The 16920-nt window shown below is 46.5% G+C and carries 12 protein-coding genes and 1 pseudogene; 9 read left to right on the plus strand and 4 right to left on the minus strand.

Annotated elements, in window-relative coordinates; translation table 11 throughout:
* Positions 1-42: 42 nt before the first annotated feature.
* The 3 genes from ACXAGQ_RS15840 to ACXAGQ_RS15850 form a co-directional block, all read right to left on the minus strand.
* Positions 43-1422: an IS4 family transposase gene (locus tag ACXAGQ_RS15840; protein WP_475251517.1), complete on the minus strand. Its 1380-nt coding sequence runs from the start codon at positions 1420-1422 to the stop codon at positions 43-45.
* A gap of 151 nt (positions 1423-1573) precedes the next feature.
* Positions 1574-2281: a response regulator gene (locus ACXAGQ_RS15845; protein WP_475255124.1), complete on the minus strand. Its 708-nt coding sequence runs from the start codon at positions 2279-2281 to the stop codon at positions 1574-1576.
* Positions 2278-3966, minus strand: coding sequence for an ATP-binding protein (locus tag ACXAGQ_RS15850; RefSeq protein ID WP_475255126.1), 1689 nt, complete (start codon positions 3964-3966; stop codon positions 2278-2280). The genes ACXAGQ_RS15845 and ACXAGQ_RS15850 overlap by 4 nt, the downstream gene beginning before the upstream one ends.
* A gap of 192 nt (positions 3967-4158) precedes the next feature.
* On the opposite strand from ACXAGQ_RS15850, the gene ACXAGQ_RS15855 reads away from it, so the two are divergent.
* From ACXAGQ_RS15855 to ACXAGQ_RS15875, 5 genes and pseudogenes are all read left to right on the plus strand, one after another.
* A complete protein-coding gene (locus tag ACXAGQ_RS15855) occupies positions 4159-5142 on the plus strand; it encodes a tripartite tricarboxylate transporter substrate binding protein (protein WP_475255128.1) in 984 nt (327 codons plus the stop codon).
* 96 nt (positions 5143-5238) lie between these two features.
* A complete protein-coding gene (locus ACXAGQ_RS15860; protein WP_475255130.1) occupies positions 5239-5715 on the plus strand; it encodes a tripartite tricarboxylate transporter TctB family protein in 477 nt (158 codons plus the stop codon).
* Between the two features lie 15 nt (positions 5716-5730).
* Complete coding sequence (locus ACXAGQ_RS15865) at positions 5731-7278, plus strand: tripartite tricarboxylate transporter permease (RefSeq protein WP_475255131.1); 1548 nt, start codon at positions 5731-5733, stop codon at positions 7276-7278.
* Positions 7279-7316: 38 nt separating this feature from the next.
* Positions 7317-8518, plus strand: a pseudogene (locus tag ACXAGQ_RS15870) (CaiB/BaiF CoA transferase family protein).
* Positions 8515-9348 (plus strand): citryl-CoA lyase, encoded by an 834-nt coding sequence (locus ACXAGQ_RS15875; RefSeq protein ID WP_475255133.1) that lies wholly within the window; start codon positions 8515-8517, stop codon positions 9346-9348. Before ACXAGQ_RS15870 ends, ACXAGQ_RS15875 begins: the two are co-directional and overlap by 4 nt.
* A 183-nt stretch (positions 9349-9531) precedes the next feature.
* Here the strand turns inward: ACXAGQ_RS15875 and ACXAGQ_RS15880 are convergent, their stop codons facing one another.
* Entirely contained in the window at positions 9532-10200 is a 669-nt protein-coding gene (locus ACXAGQ_RS15880; protein WP_475255135.1) for a DUF3047 domain-containing protein, read from the minus strand.
* A gap of 134 nt (positions 10201-10334) precedes the next feature.
* On the opposite strand from ACXAGQ_RS15880, the gene ACXAGQ_RS15885 reads away from it, so the two are divergent.
* The 4 genes from ACXAGQ_RS15885 (at position 10335) to ACXAGQ_RS15900 (ending at position 16850) form a co-directional block, all read left to right on the plus strand.
* On the plus strand, positions 10335-11273 hold the full coding sequence (locus ACXAGQ_RS15885) for a LysR family transcriptional regulator (protein WP_475255136.1): 939 nt from the start codon (positions 10335-10337) through the stop codon (positions 11271-11273).
* Between the two features lie 240 nt (positions 11274-11513).
* Positions 11514-12719, plus strand: coding sequence for a NupC/NupG family nucleoside CNT transporter (locus ACXAGQ_RS15890; protein WP_475255137.1), 1206 nt, complete (start codon positions 11514-11516; stop codon positions 12717-12719).
* A gap of 208 nt (positions 12720-12927) precedes the next feature.
* Complete coding sequence (locus ACXAGQ_RS15895; protein WP_475255138.1) at positions 12928-13452, plus strand: NADPH-dependent FMN reductase; 525 nt, start codon at positions 12928-12930, stop codon at positions 13450-13452.
* Between the two features lie 365 nt (positions 13453-13817).
* Entirely contained in the window at positions 13818-16850 is a 3033-nt protein-coding gene (locus tag ACXAGQ_RS15900) for a hypothetical protein (protein ID WP_475255140.1), read from the plus strand.
* Positions 16851-16920 lie beyond the last annotated feature (70 nt).

Consider the following 16920-nt stretch of genomic DNA (forward strand, 5'->3'; position numbering starts at 1 on the left):
CACGAATAGATGAAGAGGGGAAGCCAATGGCCTGTCTCTTGATCACATCTCATCAGAGGTAAAGGATTGGGCTATAAGGTATCCTTCTTGAATTGCTGCTAATTTATACCAGCCTCGCCATAGGGCGGCCCAACCGGGCCGCCCTGTTCGCTTACTGTCATACCATCCGCCTAGCCTTGCTAATGTAACTCGAGCCCATTTCAGATCTGGAGCTGTTGTTGGTAAGGGCTTATTTTCTTGTTTGACCCATAATAATTTCCAGCATATTCCGGGTAGAACAGACTCACAGCTACTGGTTTCTTGTCCGCGGCTTTCTGCTCTAAGTTGTAACAAGCGGATAGCGATAAACGCTTGAATGACGGCAACTCTCTCCAGGTTGTCCTTTGATTGAAGTTGCAGTGCTTCGACATCGGTTCCATCACTTTTCCACGCCTTGTGGAACTCTTCAACCAACCAGCGCTGTTCGTAGTAACTGATTATCTCCTGGGCTTTCGCTAACGTTGTCACTGGCTCTGAAGTCAGTAAGTGCCACTCCAATTTTTCGTTGTTGTCACCTCGCTCTTTACAACCAACATAATACAGAGAAAGTGACTTGCCACACTTATTGGCTGGAACCTTAATCGTAATAGGAGCAAAGCATACATCTAATGTTGCTTTACGCGCTTTGCGACCACCCCGTTGAGCAATATGGACAGTTCGTTGTCCCGATGGGGATAACTCCTTTGCATAATCATGGAGCTTATAACCACTTTCCTCAATGCAGCGACTATAGGTCGAGCGCACAACAAAACGCTGCTGGTTGGTCAGCTTGTAATGTAAGTATTCGTAGATGTCTGACTCCCTATCACACACTGAAATGACTCGGGCTTGGAGTTGACCTAAACGTTCAGACATTGCGGTTGATGCCTGTTGCCACTTGAAGGTCTCCTTCTCTTCATACGGTCGCTTGGCGAACTTATGTCCCCGGCCTCGAGTCGCAATATCCCTCGTCCACCGCTGTTGTTCGATTAGCCCCACAACCTTTTGCTCGCGTGGTGCAAACAACAGAACAGAGTGAGCTAGCATCCCCCGGGTTCGATTTCCCGAGTTCACGTGACCAAGTTCATCGGAGAGGCTTTTATGCGTGTAGGTTAGAGCGGTGGAGTCTTCAAGGGCAAGTAATAAGTCATGCGCTTCAGCCTCGTTAGTTGTTGCCACAAAACCGGCTTCAGCTATCGCATTGGCTTCAACATCAGGGTTACGGATGAGGCGATATGCCCCTTCAATAGAGGCGGGATTAGGGCAGGCTTGCACAATAGACACTCCAACATTAGATGCCATATCACTGGCTAATTGGACTAGTCGTTGTGTACGTCTAGAGTCGCCAAGCTTGGCATGCGAAAAGGTTTGTTGAGCCCATTCTAAAGTAGAATTCCCTATCATGATGATGACCTTTACTCATATTGTGTAAGATCGGATCGCAATAAAGAAAAAGAGTTCAAAAAAAGCCCCCGCCATGAGGCGGGGGACTTGTGTATAAGAGACAGGCCAATGGCTTCCCCTTCTTTTTGCTTTATGAGCATCGCTAATAGCTTCATGAACATAGCTGATAGCGCCGTTCTGGGCGGCCGACACTGCCATAGGAGACTTCGGCACTGAGCTCATCGGTACTGACCATATATTCAAGGTAACGTCTGGCGGTGGTTCGACTCGCACCGATATGTTGCCCGACTTCTTCTGCATTCAACAGTGTCTTTGGCGCATTGAACACTGCACGGATTTTATCCAAGGTTAGCCCGTCGATCCCTTTGGGTAGTCGGCTTGCTGGTGTGAATGAACTATTAGGCTTTGTGGCTGTGTCCGGTGTTGCCTGCAATAGCCCATCAACGTCACTCTGCATCAGTGACTCGATGTCAGAAAAACGATTAAGGTGATCGCGAAACTTTTGTAATGAGGCTTGCAGCCTTTCGAATACCAGAGGTTTGAGAATGTAATCAAAAATGCCGTTGTGCATCGCCTGGCGCAGGGTATCGACTTCTTTGGCTGCCGTTACCAGAATGACATCGGTGTTGCAGCCATTGGCGCGCAGCTCCCTGAGTAAGTCGAGGCCGGTACCGGTAGGGAATTGATTATCAAGTAGTACCAGCTCTGGCGCGAGCACTTCAATTAGGTCGCGCGTTTCATCAATGCCATGAGCGAGGCCAACTACCTCGAACCCTTCGATACGCTCAATGAAACGCCGTTGGATCTCTGCAATCTGCGGGTCATCCTCAGCGATGACAATACGGATAGTAGTGGTCATGATTGCTCCTCCATGTGCGTCGTTGAATCCTTGTCCTGAATATTGTTGTTATTGTGGTTTAGCTGTTTGGGTAGATATAAGGTAAACCGGCTGCCTGTGGCATCAGTATTCGCTTCAATAGGCTCAACGGTAATGAGTCCACCGAGATGTTCTGTCAGGCTTTTCACTAAATCCAACCCGATTCCGTGTCCTTGTGATGCTTTAGTTGTAAAACCACGGGTAAAGATCTTGTCCTGCATTTCACCGGCAATGCCTGGTCCTTGGTCCTCTACCTCAAATATCAGTTCTTTACCAAAATCTGACAAGATCACTGTGACTGTGCCGCCCTTGCCGTGGTGGGACAGGGTCGCTTCTAATGCATTGTCTATCAGGTTGCCTAAAATGCTGACCAGTTGCTCTCGGGGTAGGGCGTCAGGCAGGGCTGACATTTGGCTGTCTTGCTCGATGACCAATTCTAAACCTAGTTCTTTGGCTCGATTGTATTTACCCAGTAGGCACCCTGCGAGAATGCTATCGGAGGTGACTTCCATAAGCTGTTGGATAAAAGCTTGGTGACTTGATGATTCTTGGCCGATAACCGCCAGAGCCTCGTCTTTGGCATCGATTTGGATCAGCCCGGCAATGGTGTGGAGTTTGTTGTTGTACTCATGGGATTGACTACGCAAGCTCTCGGCATATTGCTTGATGCGGGTTAGTTTACGGCTGACCAGATCCACCTCGTTCTTAAGCCTAAAACTCGAGACCACGCCATTAACCTGATCGCCTTGGATCAGCGGGATCCGGTTCGCTATCAACAGATGATTGTGCAGCCAAACCTCTTGATCATATTGGGGCTCTCCTTGCTCCAGAACATCGAGCATGCCGCTGTCTGGCAACACAGATTGAATATGTTTGCCAATATAGTTGCCGTCTTCCGGCAGCTCCAATGTTTTAATTGCTGCGTGGTTGAAGGTGGTGATTCTCCCTTCGTGGTTGATAGCGACAATCCCTTCACGAACGGTCTCTAACGTCGCATTTCGTTCCTGGAACATTCGGCCGATTTGTTCCGGCTCTAGGTTGAAAATGGCCTTTTTGAAATGGGAGGCAAACCAGACAGCAGTAAATACACTGAAAAGGAAAGCGCCACCAATAGCGAAGAACATACTGAGGCGGTGGTTGCTCACTAATCTATCAACAGTATCAAGCATATAGCCCACCGAGACGATACCGATAACTTCAGTGCCGGCGGGATTGAACACTGGTGCTTTGCCTCGCATTGACCAGCCGATACTGCCAAGGGCTTTGGATATATAGGGCTTACCATGAACAAGGGCTGGCTCATTGGTATCGCCATCGTCATCTGCCATGGACTGGCCAATCATATGGGGGAAAGGGTGCGCAAGGCGTATGCCGTCCTTATCGCCAAAAACCACAAACCGCGCTTCGGCTGAGTGAGCAAGTTTGTAACTTAAAGGTTGCAAAAAATCAGAGTCTCTGCCCTCTACTGCGCGAACCACATCGGGTGAAGCAGCAATTGCCAATGCCACACGCATGGCTTGCTGACCGATTTGTTCATCCAGCACACTATCGAGGTAGCGGATAGCAAAATGGCCAAGCATGCCGGTCTGCAATACAGCAATAACACCTAAAATCAATACCATACGCCACTTTAATCTGAGGTGACGTAATGACAGCATACGTAACATGAAGCGGGTGATTCCTTTCACCGTAAATGATGTAACGACTTTACCTGTTTTTGTGGCGACATGCTGTGAACAATATGAACAAAATGATAAATAAAGCCGTTATTCACATTAATTTTACAATCTTTAGTTTGCTCAATAGCTGCCTTACCTTTGTGTTGAAGGATAAAAACAACACTCAACGAGGAAAGAGCTATGCTTACTCAGTTTATTACCCGCAAACGTGTAACCCTACTGGCGACGATTATGGCTTCTGCTATGAGCATTGGCTCTGTGCAGGCGAAAGTCGACGAAATTCACTTCTTGGTACCGGGTGGTGCAGGTGGTGGCTGGGATAGCACAGCACGTGGTACCGGTGAAGCACTCGCAAAATCCGAATTGGTCGACAAAGTGTCTTATGAAAATATGTCTGGTGGCGGCGGCGGTAAAGCAATTGCCTATCTGATCAAGACGGCTGAGCAGTCACAAGATACCTTGATGGTGAATTCGACGCCTATTGTTATTCGCTCCCTTTCTAAAGTCTTCCCTCAGTCATTCCGTGACCTGACCCCAGTCGCCGCTACCATTGGTGATTATGCCGCCTTTGTGGTGGCGAAAGACTCTCCTTACCAGTCATTTAATGAACTGGCTGAAGAGTACAAGAAAAACCCTCGCTCAGTGTCTGTGGCTGGAGGTTCATCCCGTGGCGGTATGGATCACCTTGTTGCGGCATTGGCTTTCAAAGCCGCTGGTGGTGAACCACGTCGGGTGAAATACCTTGCCTATGATGCTGGCGGTAAAGCAATGGCTGGCTTGCTATCGGGAGAAACCCAAGTGCTATCAACGGGTTTAAGCGAAGCGCTTAGCCTTGCCGAGGCGGGTGAAGTGCGCATTCTGGCTATGACCGGTGAAAGCCGTTCGCCAGTCGCACCGGATGTACCGACTCTGAAAGAGTTAGGTTATGACGCAAGCTTTGTAAACTGGCGCGGCTTTTTCGCAGCTCCAGGGATCAGCGATGAGCAGGCAGACGAGTTCGCTGCTGTGCTTGAGAAGATGTACCAGACCAACGAGTGGACATCAGTCCGAGACCGCTATGGTTGGACAGAAATCTACAAACCTCGCGCAGAATTTGAAGCCTTCTTGCAAGAGCAGGAAAAAGAGATGGGTAACTTGATGAAAGAGCTTGGCTTTTTAAATTAATCCCATTGCTTGTCTAAATGCAGGGTAGGCAATATGCCTGCTCTGCCCACTTCTAAAGCGAAAGATTTCAAATAATATTAATCAGGGGATACACCCATGACGCTTACCAAAGATCATATCGGCGGGCTGATCTTCTTGTGCTTTTCAGTTGCCTACGGCTATTACGCCACCCAAATACCACTGTTTCCAGGAGATGAGTACGAACCCTTCCACGCGAAATCGATGCCGACCATGCTGGCTGGATTGGGGATTGTACTATCACTATTACAGCTAGTCGCCGCACATAGAAAAAACCAAGTTACCGCTTCAGACATGCTGTCGCTGGCAGGGCTGGATTTCAAAATTATCAGCAAGCTGTTAGTCCTGATGGTGCTGTTTGCCATTGCGCTGGAGTGGGTAGGCTTTCTGGTTTCCACTGTTTTCTTTCTTGTCGGTGGTTACTGGCTACTGGGTGAGCGTCGCCCGAAAATCATCTTTCTGGCATCGGTGCCGTTTGCGACGGGGTTTTGGTACGTCCTGACTCAGTTGCTCGATATTTACTTAGCCCCAGGCCGATTTTGGGCATTCATCTAAAAGGGAGAAACTTCCATGTTTGATGGAATGATGTCAGGACTGACAACGGCATTTATGCCATTTAATTTAATGATGGTGGTGATCGGCTGCTTTGCCGGTACCTTCATCGGAATGCTACCGGGTTTAGGGCCAATTTCTGCGATTGCCTTGATGATCCCGATTACCTACGGGCTGGATCCTTCATCGGGCATTATCTTGATGGCCGGGGTGTATTACGGTGCCATTTTTGGTGGCTCAACGTCTTCAATCCTTATTAATGCACCGGGTTGTGCCAGTACCGTGGTTACCGCGTTTGATGGCTATCCAATGGCGCAGCGCAAGCAAGCCGGTAAAGCACTGGCATTGGCGGCTTACTCTTCTTTCACTGGCGGAACCATTGGTGCGATTATCCTGTTGTTTGCCGCACCTGCGCTTGCCAAGGTGTCACTCAGCTTCCAGTCGTCTGATTATTTTGCCTTGATGATCTTAGGCCTTACCGCCGTTGCTGCCTTTTCCGGAAAAGGGCAAGTGATCAAAGCACTAATGATGACTGTGTTTGGCTTGATGATTGCCACTGTGGGTAACGATGTCATGTCGGGGATCCCGCGTTTTACCTTCGACAATATTAACTTGATTGATGGTATCAGCTTCTTGTTGCTAGCAATGGCGACTTTTGCTCTGACCGAAGTGATCATGACGGTACTGCGTGGTGAGCACAAAGAGAAAGAGCCGCAGATGGACATGGACTCGTTGGGCAGCATGAAGCTGAATAAAGAGGAAGTGAAGCACGTTGCGCCGACAGTAGTGCGTTCATCGGTGTTTGGCTTTTTGGTTGGGGTATTGCCAGGCGCAGGTGCGACGATTGCGTCATTCCTTAGCTACGGCATGGAGCGGAACCTTGCCAGCAAAGAAGAAAAAGCCAAATTCGGCAAAGGTGCCTTGCGTGGTTTGGCTGCACCGGAATCAGCCAACAACGCGGCATCGACAGGTTCTTTTGTGCCGCTCCTTACACTGGGTATCCCCGGCTCTGGTACCACGGCAATTATGCTGGGGGCACTCATTGCCTACGGTATTCAGCCAGGTCCACGCTTGTTCGTTAATAACCCAGATGTCTTCTGGTCGGTGATTATTTCGATGTACTTCGGTAACTTGGTTCTGCTTATTTTGAACCTGCCGTTGATCCCTTATATTTCACGCTTGTTGGTGATCCCAAGACCTATTTTGATCCCATTGATCTTGTTCTTCTCTATCACTGGCGTGTATTTGGTGAGCTTCAATACTTTCGATATCCACATGATGGTGATTATCACGGTTATCGCTACCTTCTTGAAGTTGCTTCATTTTCCGATGGCTCCTATGCTGCTGGGTTTCATCCTTGGCGAAATACTTGAGAAGAACCTCAGTCGTTCTCTGACCTTGTCAGATGGTAGTTATGCTTTCTTGTGGGAGCGCCCATTGACACTGTCCATCATGATTTGTGCCGTACTGGCTTTGATGATGCCAATGGTCAGCAACGTGTTAGATGCCCGAAAAGCCAAGCGCGAACAAATATCAGATGATGTAGCAGCAACAGAACAACAGTAAACACACAGAAATAACAATTACTACGATGGAGTCGAAGGATGCTGACACCACTAAACCAATACCGAGTACTGGATCTGACTAATGTGCTGGCGGGGCCATTCTGTGGGCATCAGCTGGCCCACTTGGGTGCTGAAGTCATTAAGGTTGAAGTGCCTAAAAGTGGCGATCTAGCCCGCCAGTTAGGGGCTTCTCCCACGTTGAACAAAGCGGGAATGGGGATTTCATTCCTCGCTCAGAATGTGGGCAAACAGTCGGTCACGCTTAACTTGAAAACAGATGAAGGGAAATCCCTGTTTAAGCAGTTGGTAAAAACTGCGGATGTGGTGATAGAAAACTTCCGTCCGGGTGTCATGGATAGGCTGGGCTTGGGTTATACAGAGCTTAAAGAGGTGAACCCCAATATTGTTTATTGCGCAATCTCTGGCTATGGCGCTGATGGCCCGATGCGCCACTTGCCTGCCTATGATCAAATCATCCAGGGTATGTCTGGGGTAATGAGCATTACCGGAGCGCCGGAAAATGCCCGTACCGAGTGGGGTACCCGATAGCCGATACCATAGGGGGGATGACCGCTGCATTTGCAATCTGTGCTGCATTGGCAGGCAGGGAGAAAGCGGGCGAAGGTTCATTCATCGATGTATCCATGTTGGAGTCAACGTTGACCACAATGGGGTGGGCAGTTTCTAATTTTCTGGTGGCAGATAAAGTGCCTCAGCCACTAGGCAATAACAATGTCACCGCCAGCCCGTCAGGAACCTTTAAAACAGGTGAAGGATTGTTGAATATTGCTGCCAATAAACAAGAGCAGTTCGAAGCGTTGTGCCAACTCATTGGGCGGAACGATTTGATTACTGAGCCCCGTTTTGCAGAGCGGCAGGCGAGGCTGGAAAATCGCGAGTTACTCACCGGCCATATTGAAGCGGCCTTTGCGGTTAAATCAGCAAAAGAGTGGGAATCTGCCCTTAACCATATAGGTGTGCCTGCTGGTAGGGTGCTGAGCGTCCCACAAGCATTGGATTTGCCACAGGTACAAGGCCGTGATTTTACCGGGTGTTTTGTTGATTCGCCCGGGGTTAACCAAGATGTCCGTTATGTCAGAACAGGCTTCAAACTCGATGGTGAGCGCCCAGCGGTAACCTTGCCACCCCCTCAATTGGGAGAGCATACCGAACAGTGGTTGACGACATTGGGATTAAGCAAAGAAGAGATCGAACAATTACAAGGGCAGGGAGCAATATGAGTATCGAAAGACCGGAACATGGCGTTGGTCGTGAAGTGAGCGATTGGTGGAAGACCGATATTATCGACATGTCACCAGGTGTGATTCGCTATTATGGTTACCCGATTGAAGATCTCATTGGCAATGTCAGCTTTGCCCAGATGATTTGGCTGATGGTAAGCGGTGAGTTGCCGTTGCCCTCACAGGCAAAGCTGCTTGATGCGGCGCTGATGTCAGCCGTCGATCACGGCCCACAAGCGCCAAGTATTGCGATTGCCAGAATGGCGGCGACCTGTGGCGTTGGCCTCAATAATGCTATGGCATCGGCGGTGAATGTGCTGGGTGATGTGCATGGTGGAGCGGGTGAGCAAGCTGTCGCTTTATATCAAGCCATTGCAGCTCGTTGCGAGCAAGGGGAATCGCTGGAGACGGCGATTGAGTTAGAAGTGACGGCGCACAAAGAGCTACACGGTAAATTCATTCCTGGCTTTGGCCATCGTTTCCACCCCGTAGACCCCCGAGCTCCTGCTTTGATGGCGCTAGTGAAGCAAACAGCAGATAGTGGAACCGTAACCGGGCAATTCGCAGAGATTGCTATGGGGGTAGAAAACTACCTGTATCAGCAAAAAGGCAAACGCATTCCGATGAATATCGACGGCGCAACGGCTGTGATATATGCCGAGTTGGGCATTCCTGCGCCGCTAGCAAGGGGATTGTTTTGCCTGTCCCGCTCGGTAGGGATATTGGCCCATGCTTGGGAGCAAACAGGACAAGGCGGCAGGAATAAAGGGCCGATTCCACGGAACCTGCTGTGGACTTATGAAGGGCCTGATGCTCGCGAAATGCCTTAAGAATGAAATTACCCACTATATGGTATAGCGTTCCGTACCTAGTACTGATAATATGCAGTCTGTGTGACCTTTGATGATGTTTTATTAAAATCTCGTCTATTTACCTCAGATTGGGGGAGTGTAATGGCAACGAACGTCTGCTTGTTTGCCATTACACTTTTCTTTTGTTACTGGTTTCTTTTTCTACTTTGTCGAAAAGAAGATATCGCCATAGTAAGCGGTAACGGCTTGGCCGCTGTTATCGGTATCTGTCATGATGGCGATGCCATTGATATACCGATAGGCCTGACGGTTTTTGTGCTCGCTGCCTTTATCACCAAATAAGTTGATAAAATCTTGATAGACATTGCGTTTCTCTTTTTGCCATCGAGAAACACTATCACTTACCCCTCTAACAGCTAGCATTTGGACTTTATCCCCAGCAAACGCATTGCTCCAGCGCGAGTAGCGAGGCTGGTTGCTAGACCACACATAATTTATTGCTTTCGTAGAGGGTTTCAGCAAATTGTCGCCAATGACAAGGTAAATCCGAACAGCGAAGTCATCGCCGCTCTTAGTCGTTTCATCAATACCGTTTAACTTATCTTCCATCCGCCATGACCAATTGATATAAGGAGTCTCTTCAAGGTCAATCCGAATAGGTTTGGTGATGATGGTGGCGCTATCGTTGCTTGTGGCCTTGAGAACACGCTGTCCGTCGAGGGGAACCACGACATAGTGTGTGCGGCCGGCAAAGTGCTTGACGTTCCAAGACGCGATAGATTCCTGGCCAAACTGGGCAACGGGAATCTCATATGCTCCAGCAGCGTGGGCAAAAAATAAGGCTAAGGTTGAATATAAACGTATAGGCATGAAGATAATCATAGTCGCCTTTGGGATGCATACCTATTTGAGCGTGACATTCAGTGCTTTAAGAGTAAACTTGCCGGCTTTTAATTCCTGATGTTGGAATGTGGGCCATGGATGGTGTGTAGAGAGGGCAAAACATGATCCATGACCGAGCCAGCCAAATGGTGATTTTTCATACCTTAGTCGAGGCGGGGAGCTTTACCGCCGCAGCGCGCACTCTAGGGGTATCGACTTCCCATGTCAGTAAGCAGTTGGGGATGTTGGAGAGTGATTTGAATGTCAAGTTGATCCAGCGGACAACGCGCAGCTTAACCCTGACAGAGGCAGGGCATCACTTTGCGACTTATGCCAAGCAAGTTTTTTCTGCAGTCAATGAAGCCAATGACAGCATGGCGCAGGAGCGTGATGACGTAACGGGTGTGATTCGTTTGGGGTTGTCCCAGTCTTTTGGCACCATGCATATTATCCCTGCCATAGAAAAGCTGCGCCAGATGTATCCAGATTTACAGGTTGAGCTTAGCCTGTTTGATCATAAAGCGGATATGTTGGCGGATGGCTTGGATTTGTGGATTACCAACTTTGAGCATATTCCGGAAGGGTACGTTGCCCAGCGCTTGGCAGAGACGCGTTTTATTGTTACTGCTTCGCCTAAATACCTGATTGAACACCCTGCACCCAGCCATCCGTCAGAGCTTGCCAACCACAACTGCGTGACCTACCAAAGTCGCCAGCGTGATTATAGTTGTTGGGACTTTACCAAAGAGGGGGAGTCTTTGAGTGTGAAGGTGTCAGGTAACTACCGGGTTGATTTGGCAGAAGCCGTTAGGGATGCTGCAATCGCTGGTTGGGGAGTTGCCTATCTTGCCAGTTATTTAATAACGGATGAGTTTAGGGACGGTAAATTGATACAGCTATTACCGGACTGGACTGCCAACCAGACCATGCCGTTTTATGCCGTTTATCCAAGCCGCAAGCATTTGCCCCGTAAGGTAAGTGCTGTTATTGATTTCTTTAAACACTACATCGGCGAGTCCCCTTATTGGGATGAAGCACTAAAGCCTTGGGTTAAGTTATAAAAATTGCTGATATTTCCAACAGTTGATAGCAAATAATTGTTCGTGAAGGCATAAATACTTTTTCCATCTGGCAATAATAGTTAGATGAGGTGATTTTAGTGCTTTAAAATCAAGTAGTTGAATAGATTGTCATTATTGGCATGCCCAACATGTAACAAACGAATAGCAAACTCGCCTTGTACGCAATCCTTTGCTCTCTAGAATGCGCGGCTCAACATTTAGAGCAAAGGTGCTTATTTCATGTCTTCCTTACTGGGTATTTTCGCCATTCTGGTTATTGCGTATCTTCTATCAACAGATCGCCGCAATATTCCAGTCAGAACTGTATCACTGGCATTTGGTCTGCAGATTATTTTTGCTTTGTTGGTACTGTATGTCCCGGCAGGGAAAGATGCCTTAAATGCAGTAACAGCAGGTGTCTCCAGTGTCATCGATTATGGGCAGCAGGGAATTAGCTTTTTGTTTGGTGGCTTGGCAACCGGCAGTGTAGGGTTTGTTTTTGCCATTAATGTACTGGGTATTATCATTTTCTTCTCGGCGCTTATTTCTGCCCTATACCATATTGGCTTGATGCCGAAAGTGATTAACGTCATTGGCGGCGGCTTGCAGCGTCTGCTGGGCACCGGCCGTGCGGAATCACTATCTGCAACCGCTAATATCTTTGTTGGTATGGTTGAAGCACCGCTGGTGGTTAAGCCTTACCTGACAAAAATGAGTGACTCGCAATTCTTTGCGGTGATGACTTGCGGCCTAGCTTCAGTGGCAGGTGGAACCTTGGTTGGCTATGCCTCGCTGGGTGTGGAATTGAACTTTCTGATTGCTGCGGCCTTCATGTCGGCTCCTGCAGGCTTGTTGATGGCTAAAATGATGGTACCACCAAGCGAGCAGGCGAACGATGAAGATGAAATCACGTCTGTAGAGCTGCCACGCGCAACCAACGTGGTTGAAGCTTTGGCGGACGGTGCCATGTCCGGCGTGCGTATTGCTGTTGCGGTAGGTGCAACGCTACTTGCTTTCATTAGTGTGATTGCGCTGCTTAACGGCTTACTGGGTAGCGCCGGCGACTTGTTTGGTATTCAGCTTAGCTTTGAAATTATCCTTGGTTACCTGTTTGCACCGATTGCCTTCCTGATTGGTGTGCCATGGAATGAAGCCTTGGTGGCTGGCTCATTGATTGGTAGCAAGGTAGTAGTTAACGAATTCGTTGCCTTTATCCAAATGATGGAAGTGAAAGATCAGCTGAGCGAGCACTCACTGGCGATTGTCACTTTCGCATTGTGCGGCTTTGCCAATGTTTCAACCATGGCGATTCTGATTGGTGGTTTGGGCAGCCTTGCCCCTGAACGTCGCACCTTTATTTCGAAAATGGGCTTCCGTGCGATTGCTGCTGGTGTACTGGCGAACTTGATGAGTGCCTCAATCGCAGGTGTGATTCTGTCACTTTAAGCACGGTATTACTTTAAAAAAGAGAATACTTTCAGCCTTCTATATGGCCGGGTTGAATGAATAAGCAAGAGGGGAGAACGCTAGTTATCCCCTTTTATCATAAGGTTATATAGCCGGGTGCTAAATAAGCTATTAGGTTTACTTAGCTAAACTGGATTGCTACTGTTAACGGGAAAGCAAAATAATACTTATTGAAAAGGATGACAAAATGAAAGTGATAGCCTTCGCCGCAAGCAACAGCAGCACCTCCATTAATAAACAACTTGTCACCTATGCCGCCTCGCAATTGGAAGGCATCAACGTTGAAGTGTTGGATCTCAATGATTTCGAGTTGCCACTTTTTAGCCAGGATAAGGAAAATGAACTGGGACAACCCGCACTCGCCCATGCATTCCTTAAGAAGGTTCAATCTGCAGATGCACTGCTGATTTCATTCGCCGAGCACAATGGTTCATACACAGCGGCCTATAAGAATTTGTTTGATTGGGTTTCTCGCATCGAGCCTAAAGTGTATCAAGATAAACCCGTTGTTTTGCTATCAACCTCACCGGGTCCAGGTGGTGCCAAGAACGTATTGGCAGCCGCAGAGGCATCAATGCCATTCTTCGGTGCAGAAGTGAAGGCAACGCTTTCGGTACCAAGCTTCTATGAGAATTTCGATGCTGAAAATGGTGGCATTATTCATCCGCATCTGAATGACAAAGTTGTCACGACAGTACAGTTGCTTCAGTAGTAACTACTTTATTTACTACTTTTGTACTAGTAGAGCTCATGTATAAATGCCCTTGTGAAATGTTTTACAAGGGTTTTCATCCCACTTCATGGTTAATCTATTTTCAAATTTGGAAATTTTGATTGGTTAAATCAATTAATATCTTTTAAATACATATAATAGCGTACCTTAAGTTGCTGAATTGTATGAATTTTAAATAACACCAATTCATTTTTTATAAAATATAAGCACCTGTCCATACACATTCATTCATTTAATGTCTTGAACCTGAATAATTGCTGAACATATAATCACGGCGAAAATAAAACGGTGTTCAATGATTTATTACCACTTAAGTGGTAAATAACAGCTTGTGGCAGTATGGCATGACAATGAAAATAAAATATTCTGCGGTAATTTTAAGTTTACTATTATTTGGTTGTGGTGGAGGCGGCGGAGGTTCAAGTGAGCCAAATTCAGCCCCGAAACCACCTGAAAAACTAGAACGAACAGCAATATCAGCTCAAGACATTTCTCTAACCTTTTCTGAACAAGGTATTGCTTCCCCGCAAGTACACTATCAAGTTGGAGAGACTGAATTTAGTATCTCTGCTGGTAAACCTCATGATGTGATCGCAATTGATTCTGATTCAGGTGTGATAACAATTCTCGCAGCTGGAGAAACTGCAGTTACGGTTGTGGACAGCAGCAGTGAATATAAGACTTCAAGTACTACATTTAATGTTGTGGTTGAAAAAGCCAAGAATAACGAATTAGAACTCTCTGATATCAAGATATCGACTAGCTCTACAGAAGATGTGTTATTACCATTCTCTGGCAATAAAGGCGAAATAAAAGTTGAGTTTCAGCCTGAAGGCTTAGTACGTTTTGACCCAGAAACGGATACTATCGTGGCAGAGGGAGTACCGGGGGAGGTCGAAGTTACGCTAACTGATCTTGGCAATAGAAATTACTTAGAAACGTCTAAATCAGCCACAATAGATATTGAGGCAATTGAAGCCGATATACTTGATTTTTCGCCAATCACACGCAGCTATCAAACAGGTTTGACCTTTAATCCAATCAAGATCAGCGGTTCTGAAAGTGGATACATCCACTATGAACTCACTGACCAGGATATATCAAACCCTGTCATTACGCTCAATGAAGAAACAGGCTTGATGACTGCTTTACGAGTTGGTGAGGCTACTGTTAAAGCTACTCAGCACCTTGGCAGCGAGTACGGATATGCGAAGAAAGAAGCCATTTTTAGAGTGAGGATTGATCTTGGTGACCGTGCAAATTTAGATGTAAAAAATGCCGATATCCAGTTTGACAATAAGACGCTGTTTTCTCCAGCAGTAAACAACAGTGTCGCACCTGTCCATTATGAGGTTTTATCTGGTAATGATGTTATTGAAGTAGATGATCAAACTGGTTTATTGCGAATACTGAAAGTAGGCTATGCCGAAGTTAAAGCTGTTGATGATATCAATAAGAATTACGCCGCAGATGAACGCTCATTTACAGTGACAGTGAACCCCGCGATTCACCCAGGGATTGAAGATGGTCAAGTAACCTATACCTTCGCAGAAGATATGAAAGTATCTCCAAACATGAAGGGACAATTAGGAAGTTTAACTTTCAGTGGTGATACAAATGTCGTTTCTGTTGCTGGAAATAAACTGACTCTTCTTAAATCTGGCGTCGCTAAGTTAAAAGTTGTTGATGATGGTGGCGAAAATTATCAAACATCCACACCAGGTTTCTTGACAGTGAAAGTGCTCAAAGCTCGACAACTTGACTTTACTGTTAGTGATATATCGACATCATACGCTCCTGGACAGTGTGAGAATGCAATCTTTACTAACAGTGTGGGTAAGGTAACAGTATTACCATTAACTGATGATGATCAAAGTGTCGCTGAATACGATGCTGACAACCAGTGCTTTAAGATAAAAAGAAGTGGTGTTGCAAGCTTTAATGCTATTGCTGGAGAAACGGATAACTATTTAGCTTCAGAGCCACAACGCTTGACTGTTGTGGTTGATCCCGCTGATTCTCGCTTAAGTGTTGATGGCAATTTAACGAGAACTTATACAGAAGGTAAGCCAACTGTTCATTCTCCAGCTATCGGTGGGGGTACTGATAATTTAAGCTTTAAGTTAGTTGAAGATAAAAGTGAAAGCGATGTCATTACTGTGAATGCTCAAAGCGGGGATATCACAATTCTTAATTCTGGGCACGCTGTTGTTGAAGTGACTGACCAAGGTGATGATAAGTATGGCCCAGCCTCAACATCATTTACTGTAAATATTGAAAAAGCGGTAAACCCAGTTACTGTGTCATATGATGATGTAGCATATTCTCCAAATGGAATAATTACACCAGTAGTTGAAAACCAAGTTGGTGAAATCACATTTAGGCTGTATGAGCCTGATACATCACCAGTCGAACTACTAAGGCAAGGGCAGCTATCGATTCGCTCTACAGGGACTTTTCATGTTTACTTTGATGCTGTCGAAACACGAAACTATAAACCTGTAACAAAGCTAGCGACAGCATATGTAGATTTGGCTGAAAACCCAGGTATTGATTTTCGCAATGATACTTTTGAATATGCACCCTTGAAGAAAGTCACGATAGATCTTCCTGAGGCTAAAGGTACAAGAAGGTACAGTCTACAAAGCCCTACAGGTGGCTGGGTAGGTTATGAGTTGAGGGTTCAGGAGAGTACCGGCGAAATATCACTGCAAAATTATACTCAAGGTAAACTCTATTCCTTGTGGGTAGGTGAAGATGCCAATAATCTTTACAAGCACTTAGACCCTCAACCTGTGAGTCTCATTAGCATAACGCCACCGACTAAAGGAAATGCAAACCGTGACTTTACCATCTCAGACTCATTGACTGTTATGGGAAGCTCAGTAGATAGTGATGAACCGTGGTTTGATAAAACCGAATTTGATATTGCTGGCGCTACAGTCATACATCCGACAAGAGAAGAAATGACTCAATATGGAAATGGGGTTGTTATTCCGGTTGAAGTGTTATCTTCCGAATTGTTCGGGAACTCAGGGCAGCAATATCAACGGACAGTTCGTCTACTTGTACAACGCTATGAAGGCTGTGCTTCTATTGTTAACGAGGCTAATCTGCATGAATTAATGGAACAGAAAAAAGCCGTTAATTTTTACGAAGGTAAGCAATGTGAAAATGGTCCAACAAATCTAATTTTGACTTATACAATTCTTGATAAATCAGAAATTAATAAGTTTGATTTTTATGATGGTGCATGGGAAACGTTGCAGCCGTTTGTTGTTTATCGTAGTGCTAAAGTGAAGTCTGAAGAAACTGGCATTACTGAAGAACGCTTAGTCGAGTGGGATCGAATTGAACTGAACTTGACCCGAGATTAACTTGAAGAAAACATGAAAAACAGCGACTCACTGAGTCGCTGTTTTTCTTTTCGAGGTGTTGGTTTACTTG

Source organism: Photobacterium sp. ABD4_091, assembly GCF_056160145.1.

What these genes read in the sequence shown, in the direction of transcription:
- ACXAGQ_RS15840 (WP_475251517.1), bottom strand. Translation starts at nt 1,422, where the DNA reads ATGATAGGGAATTCTACTTTAGAATGGGCTCAACAAACCTTTTCGCAT.
- ACXAGQ_RS15845 (WP_475255124.1), bottom strand. Translation starts at nt 2,281, where the DNA reads ATGACCACTACTATCCGTATTGTCATCGCTGAGGATGACCCGCAGATT.
- ACXAGQ_RS15850 (WP_475255126.1), bottom strand. Translation starts at nt 3,966, where the DNA reads ATGTTACGTATGCTGTCATTACGTCACCTCAGATTAAAGTGGCGTATG.
- ACXAGQ_RS15855 (WP_475255128.1), top strand. Translation starts at nt 4,159, where the DNA reads ATGCTTACTCAGTTTATTACCCGCAAACGTGTAACCCTACTGGCGACG.
- ACXAGQ_RS15860 (WP_475255130.1), top strand. Translation starts at nt 5,239, where the DNA reads ATGACGCTTACCAAAGATCATATCGGCGGGCTGATCTTCTTGTGCTTT.
- ACXAGQ_RS15865 (WP_475255131.1), top strand. Translation starts at nt 5,731, where the DNA reads ATGTTTGATGGAATGATGTCAGGACTGACAACGGCATTTATGCCATTT.
- ACXAGQ_RS15875 (WP_475255133.1), top strand. Translation starts at nt 8,515, where the DNA reads ATGAGTATCGAAAGACCGGAACATGGCGTTGGTCGTGAAGTGAGCGAT.
- ACXAGQ_RS15880 (WP_475255135.1), bottom strand. Translation starts at nt 10,200, where the DNA reads ATGCCTATACGTTTATATTCAACCTTAGCCTTATTTTTTGCCCACGCT.
- ACXAGQ_RS15885 (WP_475255136.1), top strand. Translation starts at nt 10,335, where the DNA reads ATGATCCATGACCGAGCCAGCCAAATGGTGATTTTTCATACCTTAGTC.
- ACXAGQ_RS15890 (WP_475255137.1), top strand. Translation starts at nt 11,514, where the DNA reads ATGTCTTCCTTACTGGGTATTTTCGCCATTCTGGTTATTGCGTATCTT.
- ACXAGQ_RS15895 (WP_475255138.1), top strand. Translation starts at nt 12,928, where the DNA reads ATGAAAGTGATAGCCTTCGCCGCAAGCAACAGCAGCACCTCCATTAAT.
- ACXAGQ_RS15900 (WP_475255140.1), top strand. Translation starts at nt 13,818, where the DNA reads ATGACAATGAAAATAAAATATTCTGCGGTAATTTTAAGTTTACTATTA.